Origin of the sequence: Micromonospora sp. NPDC047644 (assembly GCF_040704315.1) — a bacterium.
GTDB lineage: Bacteria > Actinomycetota > Actinomycetes > Mycobacteriales > Micromonosporaceae > Micromonospora.
On sequence record NZ_JBEYSY010000015.1, the window covers coordinates 157,526 to 181,298 of the forward strand.

At 71.4% G+C, this 23,773-nt stretch carries 22 protein-coding genes; 15 read left to right on the forward strand and 7 right to left on the reverse strand.

The window, feature by feature from the left end; all coding sequences use genetic code 11:
- The first annotated feature begins 78 nt into the window (after positions 1–78).
- The 3 genes from AB0877_RS24775 (at position 79) to abc-f (ending at position 4,333) form a co-directional block, all read left to right on the forward strand.
- Complete coding sequence (locus AB0877_RS24775) at positions 79–1,671, forward strand: sensor histidine kinase (protein ID WP_366611809.1); 1,593 nt, start codon at positions 79–81, stop codon at positions 1,669–1,671.
- The gene (locus AB0877_RS24780; protein ID WP_366611811.1) at positions 1,668–2,357 is read left to right on the forward strand and encodes a response regulator; all 690 of its coding nucleotides are present in this window, start codon (positions 1,668–1,670) and stop codon (positions 2,355–2,357) included. Before AB0877_RS24775 ends, AB0877_RS24780 begins: the two co-directional genes overlap by 4 nt.
- A 338-nt stretch (positions 2,358–2,695) precedes the next feature.
- On the forward strand, positions 2,696–4,333 hold the full coding sequence (gene abc-f / locus AB0877_RS24785; RefSeq protein ID WP_366611812.1) for a ribosomal protection-like ABC-F family protein: 1,638 nt from the start codon (positions 2,696–2,698) through the stop codon (positions 4,331–4,333).
- A 44-nt stretch (positions 4,334–4,377) separates the two neighbouring features.
- Here the strand turns inward: abc-f and dnaE are convergent, their stop codons facing one another.
- Positions 4,378–7,908 (reverse strand): DNA polymerase III subunit alpha, encoded by a 3,531-nt coding sequence (dnaE, locus tag AB0877_RS24790; protein ID WP_366611814.1) that lies wholly within the window; start codon positions 7,906–7,908, stop codon positions 4,378–4,380.
- A gap of 144 nt (positions 7,909–8,052) precedes the next feature.
- Between dnaE and AB0877_RS24795 the strand changes: the two genes are divergently transcribed.
- From AB0877_RS24795 to AB0877_RS24805, 3 genes are all read left to right on the forward strand, one after another.
- The gene (locus tag AB0877_RS24795) at positions 8,053–8,673 is read left to right on the forward strand and encodes an L-threonylcarbamoyladenylate synthase (protein WP_366611816.1); all 621 of its coding nucleotides are present in this window, start codon (positions 8,053–8,055) and stop codon (positions 8,671–8,673) included.
- An 87-nt stretch (positions 8,674–8,760) separates the two neighbouring features.
- Positions 8,761–9,306: an RNA polymerase sigma factor gene (locus tag AB0877_RS24800; RefSeq protein WP_366611818.1), complete on the forward strand. Its 546-nt coding sequence runs from the start codon at positions 8,761–8,763 to the stop codon at positions 9,304–9,306.
- Between the two features lie 43 nt (positions 9,307–9,349).
- Entirely contained in the window at positions 9,350–9,907 is a 558-nt protein-coding gene (locus tag AB0877_RS24805) for a hypothetical protein (RefSeq protein WP_366611819.1), read from the forward strand.
- A gap of 36 nt (positions 9,908–9,943) precedes the next feature.
- Here AB0877_RS24805 and AB0877_RS24810 read toward each other — a convergent pair whose 3' ends face one another.
- Complete coding sequence (locus AB0877_RS24810) at positions 9,944–11,401, reverse strand: serine/threonine-protein kinase (protein WP_366611821.1); 1,458 nt, start codon at positions 11,399–11,401, stop codon at positions 9,944–9,946.
- 120 nt (positions 11,402–11,521) lie between these two features.
- On the opposite strand from AB0877_RS24810, the gene AB0877_RS24815 reads away from it, so the two are divergent.
- The 7 genes from AB0877_RS24815 (at position 11,522) to AB0877_RS24845 (ending at position 17,831) form a co-directional block, all read left to right on the forward strand.
- Positions 11,522–12,088 carry a hypothetical protein gene (locus tag AB0877_RS24815; protein ID WP_366611822.1) on the forward strand — a complete coding sequence of 189 codons (567 nt, stop codon included), beginning with the start codon at positions 11,522–11,524 and terminating at the stop codon, positions 12,086–12,088.
- Positions 12,089–12,348: 260 nt separating this feature from the next.
- Positions 12,349–12,690, forward strand: a complete 342-nt coding sequence (locus AB0877_RS24820; protein ID WP_366611824.1) for a PadR family transcriptional regulator — start codon at positions 12,349–12,351, stop codon at positions 12,688–12,690.
- The gene (locus AB0877_RS24825; protein ID WP_366611826.1) at positions 12,687–13,637 is read left to right on the forward strand and encodes a permease prefix domain 1-containing protein; all 951 of its coding nucleotides are present in this window, start codon (positions 12,687–12,689) and stop codon (positions 13,635–13,637) included. The genes AB0877_RS24820 and AB0877_RS24825 overlap by 4 nt, the downstream gene beginning before the upstream one ends.
- Before the next feature lie 122 nt (positions 13,638–13,759).
- Positions 13,760–15,085, forward strand: a complete 1,326-nt coding sequence (locus AB0877_RS24830) for a sensor histidine kinase (RefSeq protein WP_366611827.1) — start codon at positions 13,760–13,762, stop codon at positions 15,083–15,085.
- Positions 15,082–15,798 (forward strand): response regulator transcription factor, encoded by a 717-nt coding sequence (locus AB0877_RS24835; RefSeq protein WP_366611828.1) that lies wholly within the window; start codon positions 15,082–15,084, stop codon positions 15,796–15,798. The genes AB0877_RS24830 and AB0877_RS24835 overlap by 4 nt, the downstream gene beginning before the upstream one ends.
- A gap of 81 nt (positions 15,799–15,879) precedes the next feature.
- Positions 15,880–16,773: an ATP-binding cassette domain-containing protein gene (locus AB0877_RS24840; protein ID WP_366611830.1), complete on the forward strand. Its 894-nt coding sequence runs from the start codon at positions 15,880–15,882 to the stop codon at positions 16,771–16,773.
- Positions 16,770–17,831, forward strand: coding sequence for an ABC transporter permease (locus AB0877_RS24845; protein WP_366611832.1), 1,062 nt, complete (start codon positions 16,770–16,772; stop codon positions 17,829–17,831). The genes AB0877_RS24840 and AB0877_RS24845 overlap by 4 nt, the downstream gene beginning before the upstream one ends.
- Before the next feature lie 151 nt (positions 17,832–17,982).
- On the opposite strand, the gene AB0877_RS24850 is transcribed toward AB0877_RS24845, so the two are convergent.
- Complete coding sequence (locus AB0877_RS24850) at positions 17,983–19,011, reverse strand: helix-turn-helix domain-containing protein (protein WP_366611833.1); 1,029 nt, start codon at positions 19,009–19,011, stop codon at positions 17,983–17,985.
- 264 nt (positions 19,012–19,275) lie between these two features.
- Here AB0877_RS24850 and AB0877_RS24855 point away from each other — a divergent pair, with 264 nt between their 5' ends.
- A complete protein-coding gene (locus AB0877_RS24855) occupies positions 19,276–20,268 on the forward strand; it encodes a helix-turn-helix domain-containing protein (protein ID WP_366611835.1) in 993 nt (330 codons plus the stop codon).
- A gap of 12 nt (positions 20,269–20,280) precedes the next feature.
- Here the strand turns inward: AB0877_RS24855 and AB0877_RS24860 are convergent, their stop codons facing one another.
- Positions 20,281–20,892, reverse strand: a complete 612-nt coding sequence (locus tag AB0877_RS24860; RefSeq protein ID WP_366611837.1) for a DUF402 domain-containing protein — start codon at positions 20,890–20,892, stop codon at positions 20,281–20,283.
- A 166-nt stretch (positions 20,893–21,058) separates the two neighbouring features.
- Positions 21,059–21,811, reverse strand: a complete 753-nt coding sequence (locus AB0877_RS24865) for a YebC/PmpR family DNA-binding transcriptional regulator (RefSeq protein WP_366611838.1) — start codon at positions 21,809–21,811, stop codon at positions 21,059–21,061.
- Between the two features lie 238 nt (positions 21,812–22,049).
- Between AB0877_RS24865 and AB0877_RS24870 the strand changes: the two genes are divergently transcribed.
- Positions 22,050–22,196, forward strand: coding sequence for a hypothetical protein (locus AB0877_RS24870; protein ID WP_366611840.1), 147 nt, complete (start codon positions 22,050–22,052; stop codon positions 22,194–22,196).
- A 15-nt stretch (positions 22,197–22,211) separates the two neighbouring features.
- Here the strand turns inward: AB0877_RS24870 and pdxT are convergent, their stop codons facing one another.
- Together pdxT and pdxS are read right to left on the reverse strand one after the other, a co-directional pair.
- Positions 22,212–22,817, reverse strand: a complete 606-nt coding sequence (gene pdxT, locus AB0877_RS24875) for a pyridoxal 5'-phosphate synthase glutaminase subunit PdxT (protein ID WP_366611842.1) — start codon at positions 22,815–22,817, stop codon at positions 22,212–22,214.
- Positions 22,818–22,819: 2 nt separating this feature from the next.
- Positions 22,820–23,737, reverse strand: coding sequence for a pyridoxal 5'-phosphate synthase lyase subunit PdxS (gene pdxS, locus AB0877_RS24880; RefSeq protein WP_366611843.1), 918 nt, complete (start codon positions 23,735–23,737; stop codon positions 22,820–22,822).
- Positions 23,738–23,773: the final 36 nt, after the last annotated feature.

Genomic DNA, 23,773 nt, shown 5'->3' on the forward strand with positions numbered 1-23,773 from the left:
CGCGTCTCACCCGTTGACAGCCTTGCGGTCATTCTGTTCACCGCGTCGGCGGAAGCGGTGGCGCGACGAGGAGGGGTGGTGGAGGTGGCCCGACGCCAGTGGAGCATCGCCGGGCAACTCTTCGCCCTCCAGGCGATGGTGGTGACGCTGCTCGTGCTGGCCGGCGCGGCGGGCGCCGTCTGGCTGGCCCGCAGCGACTCCCGCCAGGCCGCGCAGGAGGAGGTGCTCGCGGTGGCGCAGACCGTGGCCGGCTCCCCCGACGTCCGCGAGGCCCTCAGCACCGTCGACCCCGCGAGCGTCCTTCAGCCGTACGCCGAGTCGACCAGGCAGGCCACGGGCACCGATTTCGTGGTGGTGATGGCCCCCGACCGCACCCGTTTCTCGCACCCGACCGAGGACCGGATCGGCGAGCCGTTCGTCGGCGAGATCGGGCCCGCTCTGGCGGGCCGCGCGTTCACCACCACCAACGTCGGGACGCTCGGCGAGTCGGTGCGCGCTGTCGTTCCGGTGTACGACGAGCAGCGACGCCTCGTCGGTCTGGTCTCGGTGGGCATCACCACCCGCGCGATCGACAAGAAGCTGCTCAGCCAGTTGCCGGTGCTGTTCGGTGTGGTCGCGCCCGCTCTGGCCCTCGCCGCGACGGGCTCCTGGCTGCTCAGCCGTCGACTCCGCCGCCAGACGCACGGTCTGGGGCCGGCCCAGATGACCCGGATGTACGAGTACTACGACGCCGTCCTGCACTCGGTGCGGGAAGGTCTCGTCGTGCTCACCACCGATCGTCGGGTGGCGCTCGTCAACGACGAGGGCCGCCGGCTGCTGGGGCTCGACCCGGACGCGCCAGTGATCGACCAACCGGTGGCCGGGATCGACCTGCCGCCCGCGGCGGCGGAGCTGCTCGACTCCGGCCGCGACGCCCGCGACGAGCCGGTCGTCGCCGGTGACCGGGTGCTCGTCGCCAACCAGCGGACCACCCGCTTCGAGGGCGCGGCGCTCGGCACCGTGCTGACCCTGCGCGACCAGACCGAGCTGCGCACCCTGGCCAGCGAGCTGGATTCGGTGCGCGCGCTGACCGAGGCGTTGCAGGCGCAGACCCACGAGTCGGCCAACCGGCTGCACACCGTGCTGACGCTGGTGGAGCTGGGTCGCGCCGACGAGGCCGTCCGGCTCGGCACCCGGGACCTGGCCCTCGCCCAACAGCTGACCGACCGGGTGGTCGGCGCGGTGACCGAGCCGGCGTTGGCGGCGCTGTTGCTCGGCAAGTCCGCACAGGCCGGCGAGCGCGGTGTGGATCTGGTCATCGAGCCGGACTGCCGCCTCGACGACAGCCCCCTGCCCACCGGAGATCTCCTCACCGTTGTCGGCAACCTGGTCGACAACGCCCTGGAGGCGGTGGCCGGTACGCCTGCGCCGCGCCGGGTGCGGGTCTTCGTCGGCGCGACCGACGACGAGCTGGTGGTCCGGGTAGCCGACAGCGGCCCCGGTCTGGCACCTGAGCGGGTCGCCGACGCGTTCCGGCGCGGCTGGTCCACCAAGAGCACCGGACGAGGTCTCGGCCTGGCGCTGGTCGGGCAGGTGGTACGCCGGCACGGCGGTAGCGCCGAGGTGGGCCGCTCCGACGACGGCGGCAGCCTGTTCACCGTACGGCTGCCGGGCAGAATCGAGCGGTCATGAACGCCATCCGGGTCCTGGTCGTCGAGGACGAGCCGCTGCTCGCCGAGGCGCACAGCGCGTACACCGAGCGGGTTCCGGGTTTCGTGGTGGTCGGGGTGGCGCACACCGCGCGGGCGGCGATGGCGGCCCTGCGCGCGGGCGGCGGCGTGGACCTCGTACTCCTGGATTTTCGGCTGCCCGACCTGCACGGCCTGGACGTCTGCCGGGCCCTGCGCGCGGCCGGCAGCAGCGTCGACGTGCTCGCCGTGACCTCCGCGCGGGACCTCGCGGTGGTCCGCACCGCGGTGTCCCTCGGGGTGACCCACTACCTGCTCAAGCCGTTCACGTTCGCCGCGTTCCGCGACAAGCTGGAGCGGTACGCCGACTACCGCGCCCAGGCGCTCGCCGACGGCGAGGTCGCCGCCCAGCACGAGGTGGACCAGATGTTCGCCACCCTGCGCGGTACCGCCGGGCACAGCCTGCCCAAGGGGCTCGACGCGCAGACCCTCGATCGGGTACGCGCCGCGCTCACCGACGGCACCCGCGCGGAGGTCGGGCTGTCCGCGACCGAGGTGAGCGCGCTGACCGGCATCTCCCGGGTGACCGCCCGTCGCTACCTGGAATACCTCGTCACCGTGGACCGGGCCGCCCGCACCCCTCGCTACGGCACGCCCGGCCGCCCCGAGGTCGAGTACCGCCCCCGCTGACACCTCGCCGATCTTGCACTTTCTGTCGGGACTATTACCTGCGAAAACGACTTTTTTACCACCGCAAGTGCAAGATCGGCGGGGGTGGGCGGAGCCTGGCCGGAACCCGGTGGCGCGTTGAAGATCCGTTGTTAGACTCGGCGGAGTTGGGTCAGTGACACGACCAGGGAGACCAGACATGGCGGGTGACGACGACATCTCCGGGTGAGACCGGATGTGTTCGGCCATCGGTTCGGCGCGCGTTCCGCGCAGCCGCCGGGGCCATGTCGTCGTTCCACCGGTTCCCGTTGTCGCCGGGCGGCTGAGGCGCGCCCACCCCACCCTTTGAGGTCACTCGCATGTCTGATGCGTTCATCGTCTGCTCGAACCTTTCCTTCTCCTGGCCGGACGACACCCCGGTCTTCTCGGAGCTGTCCTTCACCGTTCCCGGCGGGCGCACCGGCCTGGCCGCGCCCAACGGCGCCGGCAAGAGCACCCTGCTGCGGCTGATCGCCGGGGAGTTGCCGCCCAGCGGCGGCAGCGTCACCGTCGACGGCGTGCTCGGCTACCTCCCGCAGACGTTGCCGCTGGTCGGCGACCTGAGCGTTGCGCAGGTGCTGGGCGTCGCCGAGCGGATCACGGCGCTGCACGCCATCGAGGCCGGCGACGCCGCCGAGGAGCACTTCGCCACCATCGGCGACGACTGGGACATCGAGGAGCGCACCCGCTCGGAGCTGGACCGCCTCGGCCTGGGTGAGTTGTCGCTCGACCGCCGGCTGCACACCCTCAGCGGGGGCCAGGTGGTCTCCCTCGGCCTGGCGGCGCAACTGCTGCGCCGCCCGGACGTGCTGCTGCTCGACGAGCCGACGAACAACCTGGACCTGGAGGCCCGGCACAAGCTCTACGACGTCCTCAGCGACTGGTCCGGGTGCCTTCTGCTGGTCAGCCACGACCGGGAGCTGCTGGACCGGATGGACCGCATCGCCGAGCTGGACCAGGGCGAGATCCGCTGGTACGGGGGCAACTTCACCGCGTACACGGAGGCGGTGCAGGCGGCGCGGGAGGTGGCCGAGAGCAACCTGCGCAACGCCGAGCAGGAGGTGAAGCGGGAGAAGCGGGAGATGCAGCAGGCCCGCGAACGGGCCGACCGGCGGGCCAGCAACGCTTCCAAGAACCTGAAGAACGCCGGCCTGGCCCGGATCGTCGCCGGTGGGCTCAAGCGCAGCGCGCAGGAGTCGGCGGGCAAGGCGCAGGAGACGCACTCGTCCCGGCTCGGTCAGGCCAAGGCGCGACTCGACGAGGCGGGTCGGGCGGTACGCGACGAGGACCGGATCCTCGTGGACCTGCCGGACACCACCGTCCCGGGCGGGCGCACCGTCTTCTCCGGCCAGGGGATGCGGGCCCACTTCGACGACCGGGAGTTGTTCGGCGGCGACGGCGCCGACCTGGTGATCCGGGGGCCGGAACGGATCGCGTTGACCGGGGCGAACGGCGTCGGCAAGTCGACCCTGCTGCGCCTGGTCAACGGTGACCTGCAACCGTCCGGCGGTGAGCTGAAGCGCGGCGAGGGGCGGATCGCGTACCTGTCGCAGCGGTTGGACCTGCTGGACCTCGACCGCACGGTGGCGGAGAACTTCGCCGCGTACGCGCCGAGCCTGCCGGACGCCAAGCGGATGAACCTGCTCGCCCGGTTCCTGTTCCGGGGTGCCCGGGTGAACCTGCCGGTCGGGGTGCTCTCCGGCGGTGAACGGCTGCGCGCCACCCTCGCCTGTGTGCTCTGCGCCGAGCCCGCGCCGCAACTGCTGCTGCTCGACGAGCCGACGAACAACCTGGACCTGGTCAGCGTGGGTCAGCTGGAGAGCGCGCTGTCGGCGTACCAGGGGGCGTTCGTGGTGGTCAGCCACGACGAACGGTTCCTCGCCGAGATGGGCGTGCAGCGGTGGTTGCGGTTGGCCGACGGCCAGCTGCGGGAGATCAGCGCCCCCGAGCGGGTCTGAGCCCGGCGGTCCGGCCGGCGCGGGCCGGCCGGACCGATGCGGGCTCAGCTCACGTTGGCCGGGCCGAGGACGCTCTTCAGGTCACCCATCAGCGCGGTCGTCGCCGCCACCCGGAACGGACCCAGCCGCAGGGTGGTGGTGCGCCCGCCGTTCTGGAGTTTGACGTGCACCTCGGTGTCGCCGGGGTGCAGCACCAGGGTTTCCTTGAGCTTCTCCACCAGCGGCGGTGTGCAGCGGTGCACCGGGATGGTGAGGGTGACGGGCTTGTTCGTGGCGCTGGTGCTGACGTCGGGCATGGACATGTCCATCGCCATGATCCGTGGAGTGTCGTCGCGGCGGTCCACCCGACCCTTGACCACCACGATGGCGTCCTCGGCGATGTACTGCCCGATCACCTCGTAGGTGTTGGGGAAGAACAGCGCCTCCACCCCACCGGCCAGGTCCTCCAGCGTGGCCGACGCCCAGGCACGACCCTGCTTGGTGACCCGGCGCTGCACCCCGGAGAGGATGCCGGCGAGGGTGACGACCGCCCCGTCGGGCACCCCGCCCTCCTCGGCCAGGGAGGCGATGGTGGTGTCGGCGGCCGCGTTGAGGATGTGCTCCAGACCGAACAGCGGGTGGTCGGAGACGTACAGGCCGAGCATCTCCCGCTCGAAGGCCAGCTTGTCGCGCTTGTCCCACTCGCTGTCGCCGATGGTCGGCATCACCGTGGTGCTGCCGGTGTCCGCGTCGCCGAATCCGGCGCCGAACAGGTCGTACTGGCCGACGGCCTCCTTGCGCTTGACGTCGGCGTACGCGTCGATCGCGTCGGCGTGCACCGCGAGCAGGCCCTTGCGGGGATGGTCGAGGGAGTCGAACGCACCCGCCTTGATCAGCGATTCGATCGTCTTCTTGTTGCAGACCACCGCGTCCACCTTGGACAGGAAGTCGTAGAAGTCGGCGTACTCGCCCTTCTCGTCGCGGCAGCGCATGATCGAGGCGACCACGTTCGCCCCGACGTTGCGGACGGCGGCCAGGCCGAAGCGGATGTCCTTGCCGACCGGGGTGAACGGCCCGGCCGAGGTGTTCACGTCCGGCGGCAGCACCTGGATGCGCATCCGGCGACACTCGGCCAGGTAGAGCGCCATCTTGTCCTTGTCGTCGCCGACGCTGGTCAGCAACCCGGCCATGTACTCGGCCGGGTAGTGCGCCTTGAGGTACGCGGTCCAGTAGGAGACCAGGCCGTACGCGGCGGAGTGCGCCTTGTTGAAGGCGTACCCGGCGAACGGCACCAGGACGTCCCACACCGCCTGGATCGCCTCGTCGGAGTAGCCGCGCTCGCGGCAACCGTCCCGGAACGGGATGAACTCCTTGTCGAGGATCTCCTTCTTCTTCTTACCCATGGCCCGCCGTAGCAGGTCCGCCTGACCGAGGGTGTAGCCGGCGAGGATCTGCGCGGCGCGCTGCACCTGCTCCTGGTAGACGATGAGGCCGTGGGTGGGTGCCAGGATCTCCCGCAGCGGCTCCTCCAGCTCCGGGTGGATCGGCGTGATCTCCTGGAGGCCGTTCTTGCGCAGCGCGTAGTTGGTGTGCGAGTCGACGCCCATCGGGCCGGGCCGGTACAGGGCCAGGACGGCGGAGATGTCCTCGAAGTTGTCCGGCTTCATCAACCGCAGCAGCGACCGCATCGGCCCGCCGTCGAGCTGGAACACGCCCAGGGTGTCACCGCGGGCCAGCAGCTCGTACGCGGCCTTGTCGTCGAGCGGCAGCGCCAGCAGGTCGAGTTTCAAGCCGTGGTTCAGCTCGATGTTCTTGACCGCGTCGTCGATGATCGTCAGGTTGCGCAGGCCGAGGAAGTCCATCTTCAGCAGCCCGAGCGACTCACACGTCGGGTAGTCGAACTGCGTGATGATCGCCCCGTCGGCGTCGCGGCGCGTCAACGGGATGTGCTCGATGATCGGCTCGGCGGACATGATGACGCCGGCGGCGTGCACACCGGTCTGCCGGATCAGCCCCTCGATGCCCTTGGCCGTGTCGATCACCTTGCGGACGTCCGGGTCGGAGTCGTACAGGCCGCGGATCTCGCCCGCCTCGGCGTAGCGGGGGTGCTTGTTGTCGAAGATGCCGGTGAGCGGGATGTCCTTGCCCATCACCGCCGGCGGCATCGCCTTGGTGATCCGGTCGCCGACCGCGTACGGGAAGCCGAGGACCCGAGCGGAGTCCTTGATCGCGGCCTTCGCCTTGATCGTGCCGAAGGTGGCGATCTGGGCGACCTTGTCCTCACCCCACTTGTCGGTGACGTACTTGATCACCTCACCGCGCCGACGCTCGTCGAAGTCGATGTCGACATCCGGCATCGAGACCCGCTCGGGGTTGAGGAACCGCTCGAAGATCAGGCCATGCTGGATCGGGTCCAGGTCGGTGATGCCCAGCGCGTACGCGACGAGCGAGCCGGCGGCCGAGCCACGGCCCGGCCCCACGGCGATGCCCTGGTTCTTCGCCCACTGGATGAAGTCGGCGACCACCAGGAAGTAGGACGGAAAGCCCATCTGGTTGATGACGCCCAGCTCGTACTCCGCCTGGACGACGTGCCCCTCGGGAATGCCGTTCGGGTAGCGGCGGCCCAGGCCGGCGAAGGTCTCCTTGCGGAACCACGACTCCTCGGTCTCCCCCTCGGGCACCGGGAAGCGGGGCATCAGGTTGTGGAACTCGAACATGCCCTTCGGGTCGACCTTCTCGGCGACCAGCAGGGTGTTGCGGCAGCCCTCCTGCCACAGCTCGGACGAGTCCACCGCGCGCATCTGGTCGGCGCTCTTGATGAAGTAGCCGCCGCCCTCGAACCGGAACCGGTTGGGGTCGTCGATGTTGCTGCCGGTCTGCACGCAGAGCAGCACGTCGTGGGCGGTGGCCTGCGCCTCGTGGGTGTAGTGGGAGTCGTTGGTGACCACCGGCGGGATGTCGAGCTTGCGGGCGATCTCGGTGAGCCCCTCGCGGACCCGGCTCTCGATGGAGAGGCCGTGATCCATGATCTCCAGGAAGTAGTTGTCCTTGCCGAAGATGTCCTGGTAGCTGGCGGCGACCTTGAGTGCCTCGTCGAACTGGCCCAGCCGCAGCCGGGTCTGCACCGCGCCGGACGGGCAGCCGGTGGTCGCCATGATCCCCTCGGCGTGCTCGGCGATCAGCTCCATGTCCATCCGGGGCCACTTGACGTAGTGCCCCTCCATGGAGGCGCGCGAGTTGAGGGTGAAGAGGTTCTTCAGGCCCTGCGCGTTCTTCGCCCACATGGTCTTGTGGGTGATCGCGCCGTTACCGGAGATGTCGTCGCTCTTCTGCTCCGGGCGACCCCACTTGACCCGCGCCTTGTGATAGCGCGACTCCGGCGCCACGTACGCCTCGACGCCCAGGATCGGGGTGACCCCGGCGGCCATCGCCTGGTTGTAGAAGTCGTTCGCGCCGTGCATGTTGCCGTGGTCGGTGATCGCCACAGCGGACATGCCCAGCCGCTTGGCCTCGGCGAACAGGTCCTTCAGTCGGGCCGCTCCGTCGAGCATCGAGTACTCGGTGTGCACGTGCAGATGCGCGAACGAATCAGCCATGCGTGGTGCCCCCCGGCGGTGTGGATCTTGTTGGTCGGAGCCGACCGGGACCTACCCTACCGAGGTGATCTCGGCGGCTCCACCGTCCGCGCCGAGGGTGGCCCTCGTCTCCTGATCCTCCCCTCGTGCGCCTAGTCTCGGAGGATGGCGAGGTACTACGACGTGCACCCGGACAACCCCCAGCCCCGGGTCGTCGGCCAGGTCGCCGACCTGATCCGCGGTGGTGGGCTGGTCGCCTATCCGACGGACTCCTGCTACGCGCTCGGCACCCGACTGGGCAACCAGGACGGGCTGGACCGGATCCGGCAGATCCGGCACCTCGACGATCGGCACCACTTCACGCTGGTCTGCCACGACTTCGCGCAGCTCGGTCAGTTCGTCCAGATCAGCAACGCGGTCTTCCGCCTGGTGAAAGCGTCCACGCCGGGCAGCTACACCTTCATCCTGCCGGCCACCCGCGAGGTGCCCCGCCGGATGCTGCACCCGAAGAAGCGGACCGTCGGCGTGCGGGTCCCCCGGCACACCGTCACGCAGGCGCTGCTGGCCGAGTTGGCCGAACCGTTGGTGTCCAGCACCCTGGTCCTGCCCGGCGACGACGAGCCGATGACCCAGGGTTGGGAGATCAAGGAACGGCTCGACCACCAGCTCGACGCGGTGCTCGACGCCGGCGACTGCGGCAGTGAGCCGACGAGCGTGATCGACCTGTCGGGGCCCGAGCCGGAGGTCCTGCGCCGGGGGGCCGGGGACGTGTCCCGCTTCGAATAGCCGTCGGGTGCCGGACCGTACGGGGGCGCTGCGGCACTGCCCGCCGTACGCTCAGGGATCGGCACCGGCGAGCATTGGACACCCGGCATGCCCGACGCGGACGACATCGACGCCCTGGCCCGGTCCGCCGCGCACGGCGACCCGGCCGCTCTGGACGCCCTGCTGCTCGCGGTACGCCCCGAGGTGTTGCGGTTGTGCGCCCGGTTCCTGCCGAACCGGGAGGACGCCGAGGAAGCCTGCCAGGACACGCTGTTGGCCCTGGCCAACGGCATCACGCGGTTCGAGGGACGCTCCTCGTTGCGCACCTGGCTGCACCGGCTGGCGGCCAACCGGGCCCGCTCCACGTACCGCACACTGCGCCGCCGCTGCCGGCTGGAGGCCGGCGGGGTGCCGCTGCCCGACCGGCCCGACCCCCGACGGACGAGCGTGGTCGCCGGCACCCGCCTCGACCTGCTCGACGCCTTCGACGCCGTCCGCCCCGACCTCGCCGAGGTGGTGGCCCTGCGCGACGTTCTCGGGCTCAGCTATCCCGAGATCGCCGAGTTGCTCGACGTGCCGGTGGGCACTGTGAAGTCCCGGTTGCACCTGGCCCGCCACCAGGTCCGACAACAGCTCGACGCCGAATCGGGCTGACTCTGCGTCGGCGATGGCATCGACGATCGGGGAGGGGGGTCGGGTGGTTCCGCTCCGCCGGGCCGTCGGCCGCGTCGTCACCGCTCTCACGGCCGCCGCGGCGGTCGCCGCCTGCGGCAGCGACGCGGTCTCGCCGCTGCCCGCACAGCCGCGTGGGCCGTCCCCGTCGGCGTCGACGCTGCCGTCACCGCCGCCCACGCCGTCGGTGACGGCGGGCACCAGCCGGTCGCCGTCCCGGCCGCCGTCGGCCGCCGGACGGCCCGTGCCGGTGCCGCCCGCACCGACCAGGACCCGGGGTACGCCCCAGCGGCCGACCCCGCCGCCGACCACGCTGACGAGCAGTTGTCTGGGCGCGGTCCGCTACGACCTGCCGGTGGCCGACACCGAGCTGGAACTGCTCCGGTCGCTCTGCTTCGCCACCGGCGCGGTGCTGCGGATCCAGGGCATCGGGCCCGGCCTGGTCACCGTGGACCGGCCGGAACTGGTCTCGCAGCACTACGAGGCCGGGGTGGTGGACATCCGCTTCGTCCGACCCGGCACCGTCGCCGTCACGATCCCCAAGGACGACCGCGCGCACACCATCACCGTGGTGGTCCGCTAGCCCGCCGCCGGCCTGCGCGGCCGGATCGTGGCGCACCTACCTGACCCGGACCCCGGCGAGCAGGGTGTCCACGAACTCGGGGGTGTCCTCCGGGGGCGTGATCTGCACGTACACCAGGGCTGCCCGGCCGGGATGCAGGCCCGCGGACTCGACGATCCGCGGCCGACCCTGGTCGCAGCGGTACGCCACCACCGTCCACTCGACGCCCGCCTGGCGGGTGGTGCGAGGCGGGGCGGCCGTGCAATCTCCGTGCGTCCGCTCGGCCAGGAATCCGGCCAGTGTGGTGCGGGCGGCCGTGGCGGCGGAGAGGCCGACGAACGCGCCGGGCAGCCGGGGGTCGGCGGCCCAGCGGCGGGGTTGCGGCGACATCACCAGCGCCGGTTCCGGTTCGCCGCCGGCATCGAACTGGCCGGCCCAACTGGTTCCCGTGGCCGACCAGCCGGCCGGCAACACCACGGTGAGCGGCCCAGTCGTGTACGTGCCGCCGACCTGCCAAGCCGGCCCGGTGGCGCGTGGTTCGGCGCCCACCGCGGCCACGACGGCGACGGCCACGACCGCTGTCGCGGCCCGCCGGATCCGGTGCGGGCGGCTCGGCCGGGGTGACGGCTTTCGTCGTTCCGAACCGGACGATGCGAACGACCTCGCTAAACCGCTCGCGACGGTCGACTCCATCGGCCGTCCCACCGGGGTGCTCGCGCGGGTCAACGCGGCGTGCATCGTCGAGGCGTCGGGGTAGCGGTCGGCCGGGTGGTGGGCGGTGGCCCGGGCGAGCACCGCCGCGACCGCCGGAGGCACGTCCTCCCGTAGTCGGATCTCCGGGGCGCAGCCAGCCGATTCAGGTCCGGACGGGTTCACGTGCGGCGGATCGACGGCCAGCAGTCGGATACCGAGCCGCCCGAGCCCGTACACGTCGGCGCGGGTGTCGACCACCGCGCCCGGGTCGTCCTGCTCCGGGGCCATGTAGCCCGGGGTGCCGGCGCGGGCGGTCAGGCCGGAGGATGCGGCGAGCGCCTTGGCGAGGCCGAGGTCGGCGATCAGCACCTGCTCGGTGTCGTCGGGTCCGGTCCGGCGGAACAGGATGTTGCCCGGGGTGAGGTCACGGTGCACGACCCCGTGCCGGTGCAGCACGGCGACCCCGGCGCAGACCTCACCGAGCAGCCGCAGCGCCGCCGGCACCGGGATTTCCGCAGCGGCCAGCCTGTCCCGCAGGCTGCCCCCGTTCGCCCAGGCCAGGACCGCGTACGGGCGACCGTCCGGCAGCTCACCGACGGTGTGCACCCGGATCAGCCGCTCGTGCTCCAGTCGGCGCAGCAACCGGGCCTCGTCCAGGAAGCGTTCCCGAACCCGCAGGTCGTGGCTCCAGTTCTCGGCCAGCACCTTGATCGCCACGTGCGCGTCGAGCGCCGGATCGTGGCCCAGCCAGACCGTCGCGAACGAGCCCACGCCCAGCAGTCGCTCGATGGCGTAGGGCCCGATCCGCAGTGGAGCCGTCACCGTGTCACCTCCGGCGGGCGTCTCCCTGCACGCTAGACCGGGCCGAGCCGGAAGGTGACGAACCGTTGGCCCCGACGCGGTGACTAACAGGGCAGGAGTCCCATCACCGAAGGAGCCACCATGAAACGTCCCTCGATCCTCGTCACCACCGCCGTGCTGGCGCTCGGCACGCTCGCCCCGGCCACGGTCGCCGGTCCGGTCGCGGCTGCTCCGGTCCGCGCCGCTGCGAACGCCGGGCACCACCACCCGCAGGTGCTCAGCGTCGGTGGTGCCGGGGTGTACCGGATCGGTGCCAGCCTGGCGGCGCTCACCGCGAACGGGCACATCGACTGGACCGCGCCGGGCTGCGGCGCGGTGGTGCACGCCGGCGCGACCGGTTCCTGGGCCGGCGTGCTGCTACTGGCCTTCCGCGACGATCGGCTGGTCGAGGTCGGTACGGCCACCGCACCGCCCTACTCCTCCGCCGGAGCGGCGGTCGGCATGTCCTTCGCCGAGCTGGAGGACATCTACGGGCGCCGGGGCTCGCTGATCCGCAACGACGCGGGCGACGCCGAGGCGTACCTGGTGCGGGTGGGCTCGCGGGTCGAGCTGTTCACCGGGCACCCGATCCGGCCGGGCGTGGGTTACTTCCAGGTCGGGCCGGCCAGCTTCGTCGAGCGGAACTTCCGGCAGGGCGCGACCTGCTGAGCGGGGCCCGTCGCGGGGCGTCCGGTGTTGGCCGGGCGCCCCGTGCGCGCTTCCTTTGCTCTGCTGCCCTGGAGGCACCACCTGGCGGCACCAGCGGCCGCATCATCCTGGCGCATCCGCGGGAGCAGAGCAAAGGGGGGTGAACAACCCCTGCGGCCTGGCGAAACACGCGCGGGTAGGCGAGCCGCGCCCAACACCCCACGCAGACGCGACGTTATCTCTGTAGACAACAGTGTGTGGCACACAGTATGGTGTGACACATGGTTAGCGAGGACGTTCTACGGACGCACCTACAGGAGTTGCGTCGAGGCACCGTCGTGGTGGCCAGCCTGGTCGCGCTGCGTCGACCGGACTACGGCTACGCACTGCTGCAACGGCTCAGCGACCACGGCTTTCCGGTGGACGCCAACACGCTCTACCCGCTGCTGCGTCGCCTGGAGGACCAGGGGCTGCTGACCAGCGAGTGGAACACCGAGGAGAGCCGACCGCGCAAGTTCTACCGGACCAGCGACGAGGGCGAGTCGATGCTGAGCCGGCTCCTCGACGACCTCGCCGCCGTGCAGACCTCCATCACCGGGCTGATCCAAGGAGCGCAACGATGAACACCCTGATCGACCGCTACCTCGCCGCCACCCTGCGATCGGTGCCCGCCCAGCGCCGCGACGAGATCGCCAACGAGCTGCGGGCCTCCATCGACGACATGATCGAGGGCCGGACCGACGGCGGGCAGGACGCCACCACCGCCGAGCGGGAGGTGCTCACCGAGCTGGGCAACCCCGACGTGCTGGCCGCCCGGTACGCCGACCGCCGGTTGCAGCTCATCGGCCCGACCTACTACCTGCTCTGGCTGCGGCTGCTGAAGCTGCTGCTCAGCTTCATCCCGGCGCTCGTCGGCACGATCGTCACGGTGGTCGAGGCGGCGGAAGGAAAAGGGTTCGGCGCCATCGGGCCCGGCATCGTCACGGCGATGCAGGTGGCGGTGCAGATCGCCTTCTGGCTCACCCTGACCTTCGCCATCATCGAGCGCACCCAGACGGCCGTGGACCTGCCGGAGTGGACGGTCGACCAGTTACCCGACGCGCCGGTACGACGAGGCATCCCCCTCGCCGACACCATCGCATCCGTGATCATGCTGGTGCTGACCATCGCGTACCTGCCGCTGCAGCACTACCACTCCTGGGTGAACGACACCGACGGCGAGAACATCGCGATCCTCGACCCGGCCCTGTGGTCGTTCTGGCTGCCGGCGCTGATCGGCGTGCTGGCACTCAGTGTGGTCTTCGAGATCGTGAAGTACCGGATCGACCGCTGGACCTGGGCCCTGTTCGGCACGAAGGTGCTGCTCGACCTGGCGTTCGCGGTGCCGCTGGCCTGGCTCGCGCTCTCCGACCGACTGCTCAACCCGGCCCTGGCCGAGCGCCTGACCTGGGTGGCGGAGGCCGACAACCGGAACGGCATCGGCCTGGCCATCGCCGTGGGCGCGGCCGCGATCGTGGTCTGGGACCTGATCGACACGGCCCGGAAGACCCGCGAACAGACGACCGCGTGAGCGACACCGAAGACGGCGGCCCGACGCGTACCCCGCGCCGGGCCGCCGCCCGTCGGCGCGACCGGACCCACACGAGCCCGCCCGGTCGGCGGGCCTGGTGGGCGGCGTGGCATCGTTCCCGGATGAGCGTGGCACCGCGAGAGGCATGGCGTCGTCCGGGCCCGACGGCGGAGCAGCGCCGAAACGACCTCTGGATCGGCCTGGGGATGACCGGGCTGGCGTTGGTCAGCCTGACCCTGGCCCGCAGCACCGGCGCGTTCCTGCTGGGCCCACCGCCGTCCGGGCCGGAGCAGCTGTTCTGGACCGTCGCGGTGACCCTCCCGCTGATCTGGCGACGACGCTGGCCGACCGCGACCCTGCTGGTCGTCGCGGTGGCGTTCATCGCCGCCCAGGCGCGCTCGGCCCCGGAGACCCAGTTCTCCTCGTGGGCCCTGTTCTGCGCCCTCTACACCGTCGGGGCGTGGGGGCAAGAACGCCAACTGTCCCGCCGGCTGCGGATCGGCGTGATCGCCACGATGTTCGCCTGGCTCGGTGTCTACTACGCGGTGATGATCGACCACATCCCGGCGGATGCCTTCGCCGACGCGGTCGGACCGGTGCCACCGGTGCTCGCCGCGATGGTCACCGGCGTGCTGCTCAACGTACTGGTCTTCGGTTTCGGGTACTTCTTCGGCGAGACCGCGTGGGTGGCCGCGCGCCGCGAGCACGAGCTGCGCGCCCAGGCCGAGGACCTGCGCCGGTCGCAGGCCGAGGCCCGGGAGCGCGCGGTGCTCGGCGAACGGGTCCGGATCGCCCGCGAGCTGCACGACGTGGTCGCCCACCACGTGTCCGTGATGGGCGTGCAGGCATCCGCCTGCCGCCGGGTGTTCGACCGCGACCCGGGTAAGGCCCGCACCGCGCTGACCGCCATCGAACAGAGCGCCCGCACCGCCGTCGACGAGCTGCGTCGGATGCTCGGCGTGCTGCGGACCTCCGCCGGCACCGACGCCGCGACGCCGCCGGCCGGCGGCGTCGAACGGATCGACGAACTGGTCGAGCGGGCTCGGGCCGCCGGGCTGACGGCCACCCTCGGGGTGTACGGCGACCCGGTCGCGCTGCCCGAATCGGTCTCCCAGACGGCGTACCGGGTGACGCAGGAGGCGGTGACCAACACCCTCAAGCACGCCGAGGCGGCCCTGCTCGACGTGCGGGTCCGGTACCTGGCCCGGGAGGTGGAGGTCGACGTGACCGACGACGGGCGGGGCGGTGGCCGCGCCGACACCGACGGATTGGGGCTGATCGGCATGCGCGAACGGGTCACCGCCCACGACGGCGACCTGGAGGCCGGGCCACGGTCCGGCGGTGGCTGGCGGGTCCGCGCCCGCTTCCCCCTCGCCGCCCCGGTCGCTCCGCAGCGGGAGCCGAGCGACAGGCAGCAGACCCCAGCGGGCGCGGAGCCGTCGGCATGAGCGCGGCAACCGAGCTCACGCCCGACACCAACCCGACGGTCCGGGTGCTGCTCGCCGACGACCAGCACCTCGTCCGTACCGGCTTCCGGGTCATCCTCGAGGTGGAGGACGACATCGAGGTGGTCGGTGAGGCCGCCGACGGCGAACGGGCCGTCAGCATGACCCGAGCCACCCGCCCGGACGTCGTACTCATGGATGTGGAGATGCCCGGGATGGACGGCCTGGAGGCCACCCGGCAGATCGTCGCCGACGGCCCCGGGGCGCCGGCGGTGCTGATCCTCACCACCTTCGACCGCGACGACTACCTGTTCGCCGCGCTGCGGGCCGGAGCCAGCGGCTTCCTGCTCAAGAACGGCACGCCGGAGGAGCTGGTCGAGGCGATCCGGGTGCTGGCCAGGGGCGACGGTCTGCTCGCCCCGGAGATCACCCGCCGGGTGATCTCCACCTTCGCCCGACCCGGCGACCCGGCGGGCACCGCCCACCGGGGTCCGGACGCCGAGGCCGCGCTGGCCGGGCTGACGCCGCGCGAACGGGAGGTGCTGATGCTGCTCGCCGCCGGTTCCAGCAACGCGGAGATCGCCGCGGCCATCCACCTGGGCGAGGCGACGGTGAAGACGCACGTGAGTCGGGTACTGGCCAAGCTCGGCCTGCGCGACCGGGTGCAGGCAGTGGTGTTCGCGTACGAGAACGGGGTGGTCCGGCCCGGAGGGTGACCGGCGTCCGCCGTGCGGCGGACCCGCCCGCTCAGCCGCCGGGCGGACGGCGCGGCGACGGATTCGATCTAGCGTCTGTGCGTGACCAGAACGCTCCGCCTCGACGGCGTCGACCGCAGCTTCGGCGACCGGCAGGTGCTCAGAAACGTGTCCTTCGAGGTGTCCGCCGGCCGGATGACCGGTTTCGTGGGCGCCAACGGCGCCGGCAAGACCACCACCATGCGGATCATCCTGGGTGTGCTCGCCCCCGACGCCGGCGAGGTGAGCTGGGGCGGCACCAGGCTGACCCGGCAGGATCGTCGGCGCTTCGGCTACATGCCGGAGGAGCGGGGCCTCTACCCCAAGATGACCACCCGCGAGCAGGTGACGTACCTGGGCCGGCTGCACGGACTGGACGCCGCCGCGGCACGACGGTCCACCGACGCGCTGCTGGACCGGGTCGGGCTCGGCGAGCGCGGCGACGACCTGCTGGAGACGCTGTCGCTGGGCAACCAGCAGCGGGCCCAGATCGCCGCCGCGCTGGTGCACGACCCCGAGGTGCTGGTGCTCGACGAGCCGTTCTCCGGCCTGGACCCGCTGGCCGTGGAGACCGTCGTGGCCGTGCTGCGGGAACGGGCCTCGGCCGGCGTGCCGGTGCTCTTCTCCAGTCACCAACTCGACGTGGTGGAGCGCCTCTGCGACGACCTGGTGATCATCGGGGACGGGGTGATCCGGGCCGCCGGCAGCCGGCAGCAACTGCGCGACTCGTACACGATGCCCCGGTTCGAGTTGGTCGTGGAGCACGACGCCGGCTGGGTACGCGACCACCCCGGTGTGACGGTGGTCGAGTTGGACGGCGCGCGGGTGGTCTTCGACCTGCCGGCCGGCACCGACGAACAGCCCGTGCTGCGGGCCGCCCTCGCGCGCGGCCCGGTCCGCGCCTTCCGCCCGGTCAGCCCCTCGCTCACCGAGATCTTCCGAGAGGTCACCCAGTGAACGTCACCCAGGCCACCCGGCTGGTCGCCGAACGCGAGATCCGGGTCAAGCTGCGCGACCGCACCTTCCTGTTCGGCACGCTGTTCTTCCTGTTGATCGCCGCGGCCGGCACCATCCTGCCGCCGCTGTTCTCCGGCGGGCCGTCCACAGTGGCGGTGACCGAGAGCCTGGCCGCGCCGCTGCGCGCCGCCGGGCTGGAGGTCCGGGTCGTCCCCGATGACCGGGCAGCCGAGCAGGCCGTCCGCGACGACGACGTGGACGCCGCGGTGGTCGGCGGACCGGCCGTCCTGGCCTTGGACGACGCCCCCGACGACGTAGTGAGGGCTTTGAGCACCCAGCCGACCGTTCGCCTGCTGGACCCGGACGCGGTCGATCCGGTGGTGGCGTTCCTGGTGCCGTTCGTCTTCGCGTTCGTCTTCTTCGTCACCTCGCAGACGTTCGGCGTGCAGATCGCGCAGAGCGTCATCGAGGAGAAGCAGACCCGGATCGTCGAGATCCTGGTCGCCGCCGTGCCGGTGCGGGCCCTGCTGGCCGGGAAGGTGGTGGCCGGGGCCATCCTGGCGTTCGCCCAGATCGCCCTGATCGCGCTGGTGGCGGTGCTCGGGCTGCAGATCGGCGACAGCGGAGGTCTGCTCAGCCTGCTCGCCCCGGCGATCGGCTGGTTCGTGCCGTTCTTCCTGATCGGTTTCGTGCTGCTCGCCGCCATGTGGGCCGCGGCCGGCGCACTGGCCAACCGGCAGGAGGACATCGCCGCCGTCTCGACGCCGGTGCAGCTCGCCGTCATGCTGCCGTTCTTCGCGGTGATCTTCCTGAACGACAACGCCACAGCGATGCGTGTGCTGTCCTACCTGCCGTTCTCGTCGCCCACGGCCATGCCGCTGCGGCTCTTCACCGGCGACGCGGCCGGCTGGGAGCCGATCGTCTCACTGGTCCTCCTGGTGCTCGCCGCCGGCGCGTTCCTCCTCGCCGGGGCCCGGGTGTACGAGGGGTCACTGCTGCGCACCAACGGCCGGACCTCGCTGCGCACCGCCTGGCGGGAGCGGGAGACGATCGGCTGAGCGCTGGTCCGCCCCGCCCGGGCGTCGGTGTCCTGATCGGATGCCGGCGCCCCCTGCCGTACGGCACCGTGCCGAGCGCGGTTCGGTGGCCGTGAACAGCGCGAACAATCCTCCGGCTGGTGGACCGGACGGGGAGCGTCCCACCGGACAGCTAGGCCGCGCAGGTCCAGTGGCCGAAGTCGCCGGTACGAGACCAGACCTCCCGTGCCGCCCTGATGTTCCACGCCGCGTCCAACGCCATCTGGCGGTCGACGCCGAACCGGGACACCTCCGTGTCGCTGAACTGGAACAACCCCCAGCGGCGCGACCCGTCCTGTCCGACCTCCACCCGGTACGGGTCCAGGCCGGACAGGCAGCGCGCCACCTGCACCGCCCCGGCCGGGTCCTCCGGGAACGTCCGCCGAAGGTGTTTGCCGATCCGGTCCTCCGACCAGGTGGCGGGCACCGTGCGATCGCCCGCCAACTCGTCGAACAACCGCTCGTCCGCCGTGCCACTGACGGGCAGGCCGCCGAACGCCTGGAACACCATCACCCGGCTGGTGGTGTCCGGGCCGAACCAGCCGTCGACCGGGACAGTGAGTCCGTCAGCCACCAGATGTTCCTGGAGGCTCAGCACGCAGGGGCCGTACATGCCCTGGCGCAGCACCTCCGGGCAGCCGACGGTCGACGAACTGTCGACCATGGAAGGGGTGAGGGGTCGCAGCGCCCCGGCCGCCCCGACCGTCAGGACGCCGAGCACCGCCAGCAGCGCCAGCCGGAGCCAGCGACGGGCCGGCCAGGGCGCTTGGGGTCGCGGCGGAACCGAGCCGACGCTCGGGCGGATGTCCGCCGCGACGGCAGGGGACGGGCCGGCAGGGCTCCGTTGCGCGTCGCTCTCCCCTCGACCCTGCTCGCCGAGGCGAGCGTCGAGGTCCCGCCGTGTCTCCACCCACCTGTCGACCTCGGCCGCAGGGGTGCCGCAGGCGGCCAGCAGCGCGACGACGGTGCGTTCCCGGGGCAGCGTCGTCCGCCCCAGCATCGTCGCGAGGGTGCTCGGCGGCAGCCAGTGCCCGGCCGCCGAGGCTTGCCGGGCCAGTTCCCGATAGGTCAGACCGGAACGCCGCCGCACCTCCCGGAGCAACGCCACGTACTCCCCCGCCGTGGCCGCCTGCGGCACCGGATCCCGGACAGCGTCATCCATCGAATTTCCCCCGTGTCGTTGCGGTGGTTCAGCTCGAACCCGTGCCGGCGCGAGCCGGTCGGCCGTACGCCGGTCAGCGGCGCGGCCATCGACCAAGACGCTAGGAAACCCGGCCGGTCGGGACAATCCCCTGGTCGCCGCGCTGGGCTGTCCGGGCAGCTCACAGCGGCTTGTCCGGATCTTGTCCGGATCCTGTCCGACCATGTCGGACAGTCACCGGGACCTGATTTGCCCTCGCGTCCGCGGTGTCTGGAGAATCGGGCGATGACCACGGGGGAGCTACGCCCGGATGACGCGTCCGACCCGGCCGAATTCGTCGAGATGCTGCGCGGGCTCAAGGATCGGTCGGGCCTCACCTACCGACAACTGGAACAGCGCGCCGCGTCGACGGGCGACGTACTGGCCCGCAGCACCGCGGCGGACATCCTGCGACGGTCCACACTGCCACGCCCCGAGGTGGTGGCCGCATTCGTCCGCGCGTGCGGCGCGGGAGAGCAGGTCGAGCCGTGGCTACGGGCCTGGCACCGCATCGCGGCAGGTCAGTTTGCTCCGCCGTCCCCGGCGGCAGACCCGCCACCGGTCGACGCGGGCACGACGGTGGCCCCGGAGCACTCCGGCCCGGCCCGCCCACGCTGGTTCACGCGGCCCGCACCGGTGGCGCTGCTCGTCGTCGCCCTGCTGGCCACGCTCGGCGTGGGCCTCTGGATCGAACGACGCGACGACGAACAGGGAAAGTCCTCCCGAACGACCGATCCGACCGCGTCGGCGGCTGACGGTGCCCGTTCGCCGAACGCGGGGCTCAGTCAGATCAGCCCCGCCCGCAGCCCGCACCTCTGCCTCACCGAGGGCCGCGATCGCAACGGCCAGTACACGAAGGAGATCGCGGTCCAGCGGCCCTGCACGGAGGCCACCCCACCGGACACCTCGCTGGAACCGGTGGCCGACGGAATGTTCTTCATCCACTGGATCCACCCGGTGCTCGGGAAGGGCTGCCTCACCATCCGGGAGGAGGATCCCGGCCGGAACTTCCTCGAACCCTGGAACGCGAAGGACTGCAACGCGAACAGGCCGAAGCAGGTGTTCCACTTCGAACCGACCGGAGCGACGCCCGACGCGTACCGGATCCGGCCCGACCGCAGCGAGTTGTGCGTCGGCCTGCGCGCCGACGACAACGACGTGGCGGACGCGGCACTGGTCGAGCCGTGCACCGGAGGCCTGGATCAGGTGTTCGTGGTCAGATCGCTGCCTGGGAACTGACGTCGCCGCCGCTCACCCCGCGGGTGGCACCTGATCCCAGCCGGCGGGCAGCGGGGGCGCCGTCCAGGCCGGGTCCGGTTGCCAGGTGGCCCACGACCGGTCCCACCAGCGCTCACCGGCGTCGAGGAGGGCAGCGATCCGGTCACCTTCGGCCTGGATGGCGTCCGCCATGCCCGGGTAGCGCCCCTCGACGAGGCGCTCGGCGAACAACTCCACGTCCTTCCAGACGTACCGGTCGGCGTCCGCGGCCCACCACAGGTCCAGCTCGTGGTCCAGGGTGTCCACCCCGATCGGGGTACGCCGCACCGGGTCCTGGAGATTGAAGTACCAGCCGGCGAACTCGCGTGCCGGCCCGGCCCAGAACACGTCGATCGAGTGCGCCTCACCGGGGCGTTGCAGCATCAGCTTGCCGTGCCCGGACCAGGAGCGGTGCCCGGCAGCCTCCCACGGGTGCCGCCCGCAGGGGAAGACGCCGGTGTCCGGGAAGCCGAACTCGGCCCCCGGTGGGAGGTAGAGGGCGAGCAGGTCGGGCGAATCCACGACGCAGATGGTCGGGCAGCCGAACCAGACCTCGCCCCGCAGCACCTCACGCCGTACCACGGTGTCACCAGGCGCAAACCGCACTGCCCCCACCGCAACACCCCCGCATCCCGGCGTCCCCGCGTCCCGCCCGCGATCTTGCACTTTCTGTTGGCGATATGCCAGGTGTTGCCCGGTGTGTCGGGTCAGAAAGTGCAAGATCGCGGCGGGGTGGGGCGGGGCGGGGCGGGAGGAGGGCGCGGGGGTCGGGTCAGGCGTCTACTGCTGCCATCACGTCGTCGCTGACGTCGAAGTTGGCGTAGACGTTCTGGACGTCGTCGCAGTCCTCCAGGACGTCGATCAGCTTGAAGATCTTGCGCGCGCCCTCTTCGTCCAACGGCACGTTGACGCTGGGGATCAGGGAGGACTCGGCCGACTCGTACTCGATGCCGGCGTCCTGCAACGCCGTGCGCACCGGGATCAGGTCGGTCGGCTCGGAGACCACCTCGTACGCCTCACCGAGGTCGTTGACCTCCTCGGCGCCGGCGTCCAGGACGGCAAGCATCACGTCGTCCTCGCTGGTGCCCTCCTTGGGGACGATCACCACGCCCTTGCGGGAGAACATGTACGACACCGAGCCGGCGTCGGCGAGCGAGCCGCCGTTGCGGGTCAGCGCGGTCCGTACCTCGGTCGCCGCGCGGTTGCGGTTGTCGGTGAGGCACTCGATGAGCATGGCGACGCCGCTGGGGCCGTACCCCTCATACATGATCGTCTGCCAGTCGGCACCGCCGGCCTCCAGGCCGGAGCCGCGCTTGACGGCGCGATCGATGTTGTCGTTCGGCACCGAACTCTTCTTCGCCTTCTGGATGGCGTCGAAGAGCGTCGGATTGCCGGAGGGGTCACCGCCGCCGGTCCGCGCGGCCACCTCGACGTTCTTGATCAGCTTGGCGAACATCTTGCCGCGCTTGGCGTCGATGACGGCCTTCTTGTGCTTGGTCGTCGCCCACTTTGAGTGGCCGGACATCTTCTACCTCCGTTGCTACCCGCCGTCTGCATCGACCGCACCGCTCACGCCCCGCTCCCACCGGCGCACGCGGAGGTGCCGGTCAGCTCTGGTGGAAGCCGTGGCGGGCAGATGGCCCTGCCGAATCTCCGCAATCCTACCGACGTCCCTCGGGTCGCTGTCACGCACCGCGCGTGGCGGCCTCCCCGCGCCTGCCCAAATCGGGCAGACGTCGGGAAAGCGGATTCACATCGTCAGGATGGTCTTCATCTCAGCTCACCGGCTCCGCCTGGTCGGCCGACCGCAGCGGCTGGTGGTGCGGTTGCCCGCCGACGCCGCCACGGCGACCGCGCTCGACGAGTTGGCGGGCCGCCGCCCGGGGCGCTTGCGCGCGGTCGCCGGCTGAGCGACGGGAACCCCGTCATCCGGCAGCGCGGACCAGGTCCACGAAGTACGCGTGCACGCGCAGGTCACCGGTGAGCTCCGGGTGGAACGAGGTAGCCAGCAGGTTGCCCTGTCGCACCGCGACGATCCGGTCGACGGCCGGCCCGTCGGACACCGCCCCGATGACCTCGACGCCGGCACCGACCCGCTCAACCCACGGCGCCCGGATGAACACCGCGTGGAACGGCGCACCCGGCACCCCGGTGACGGTCACCGGCGCCTCGAACGAGTCGACCTGCCGGCCGAACGCGTTACGCCGGACGGTCATGTCGATGCCCGCGAAACCCCGCTGATCGGGTCGACCGTCGAGCACCTCGGTCGCCAACATGATCATGCCGGCGCAGGAGCCGTAGACCGGCATACCGTCGGCGATCCGCTTGTCGATCGGCTCCCGCATCTCGAAGATGTCGGCGAGCTTGCTCATGGTGGTGGACTCGCCGCCCGGGATGACCAGGCCGTCGACCGCGTCCAGCTCCGCCGGACGGCGGACCGGGCGGGCGTCCGCACCCGCCGCGGCCAGCGCCGCCACGTGCTCCCGGACATCACCCTGAAGCGCGAGCACACCGATGGTGGGCGCGCCCATGCCTACCAACCCCGCTCGGCCAGACGGTGCGGCTGCGGGATCTCGTCGACGTTGATGCCGACCATCGCCTCGCCGAGGCCGCGGGAGACCTTCGCCAGCACGTCCGGGTCGTCGTGGAAGGTGGTCGCCTTGACGATCGCGGCGGCCCGCTGAGCCGGGTTGCCCGCCTTGAAGATGCCGGAGCCGACGAACACGCCCTCCGCGCCGAGCTGCATCATCATCGCCGCGTCGGCCGGCGTGGCGATCCCGCCCGCGGTGAACAGCACCACCGGCAACTTGCCGCTCTCGGCGACCTCCTTGACCAGCTCGTACGGGGCCTGCAACTCCTTGGCCGCGACGTACAGCTCGTCGGCCGGCAGCGAGGCCAGCCGGCGGATCTCCTGGCGGATCTTCCGCATGTGGGTGGTGGCGTTGGAGACGTCGCCGGTGCCCGCCTCGCCCTTGGAGCGGATCATCGCCGCGCCCTCGGTGATCCGGCGCAACGCCTCGCCCAGGTTCGTCGCCCCGCAGACGAAGGGCACCGTGAACGCCCACTTGTCGATGTGGTTCGCGTAGTCGGCCGGGGTCAGCACCTCGGACTCGTCGACGTAGTCCACGCCGAGCGACTGGAGGATCCGCGCCTCCACGAAGTGGCCGATGCGGGCCTTGGCCATCACCGGGATGGAGACCGCCTCGATGATCCCGTCGATCATGTCGGGGTCGCTCATCCGGGACACCCCACCCTGCGCGCGGATGTCGGCGGGCACCCGCTCCAGGGCCATCACCGCGACCGCGCCGGCGTCCTCAGCGATCTTGGCCTGCTCGGCGTTGACGACATCCATGATCACGCCGCCCTTGAGCATCTCGGCCATCCCACGCTTCACGCGGGCGGTGCCGACGACGGGGGCGCTACCGGTGTTCGAGGCGGTGTTTTCGGGCACGGGTCATCGCTCCTTGGACATGCTCTGGGGGGTGGC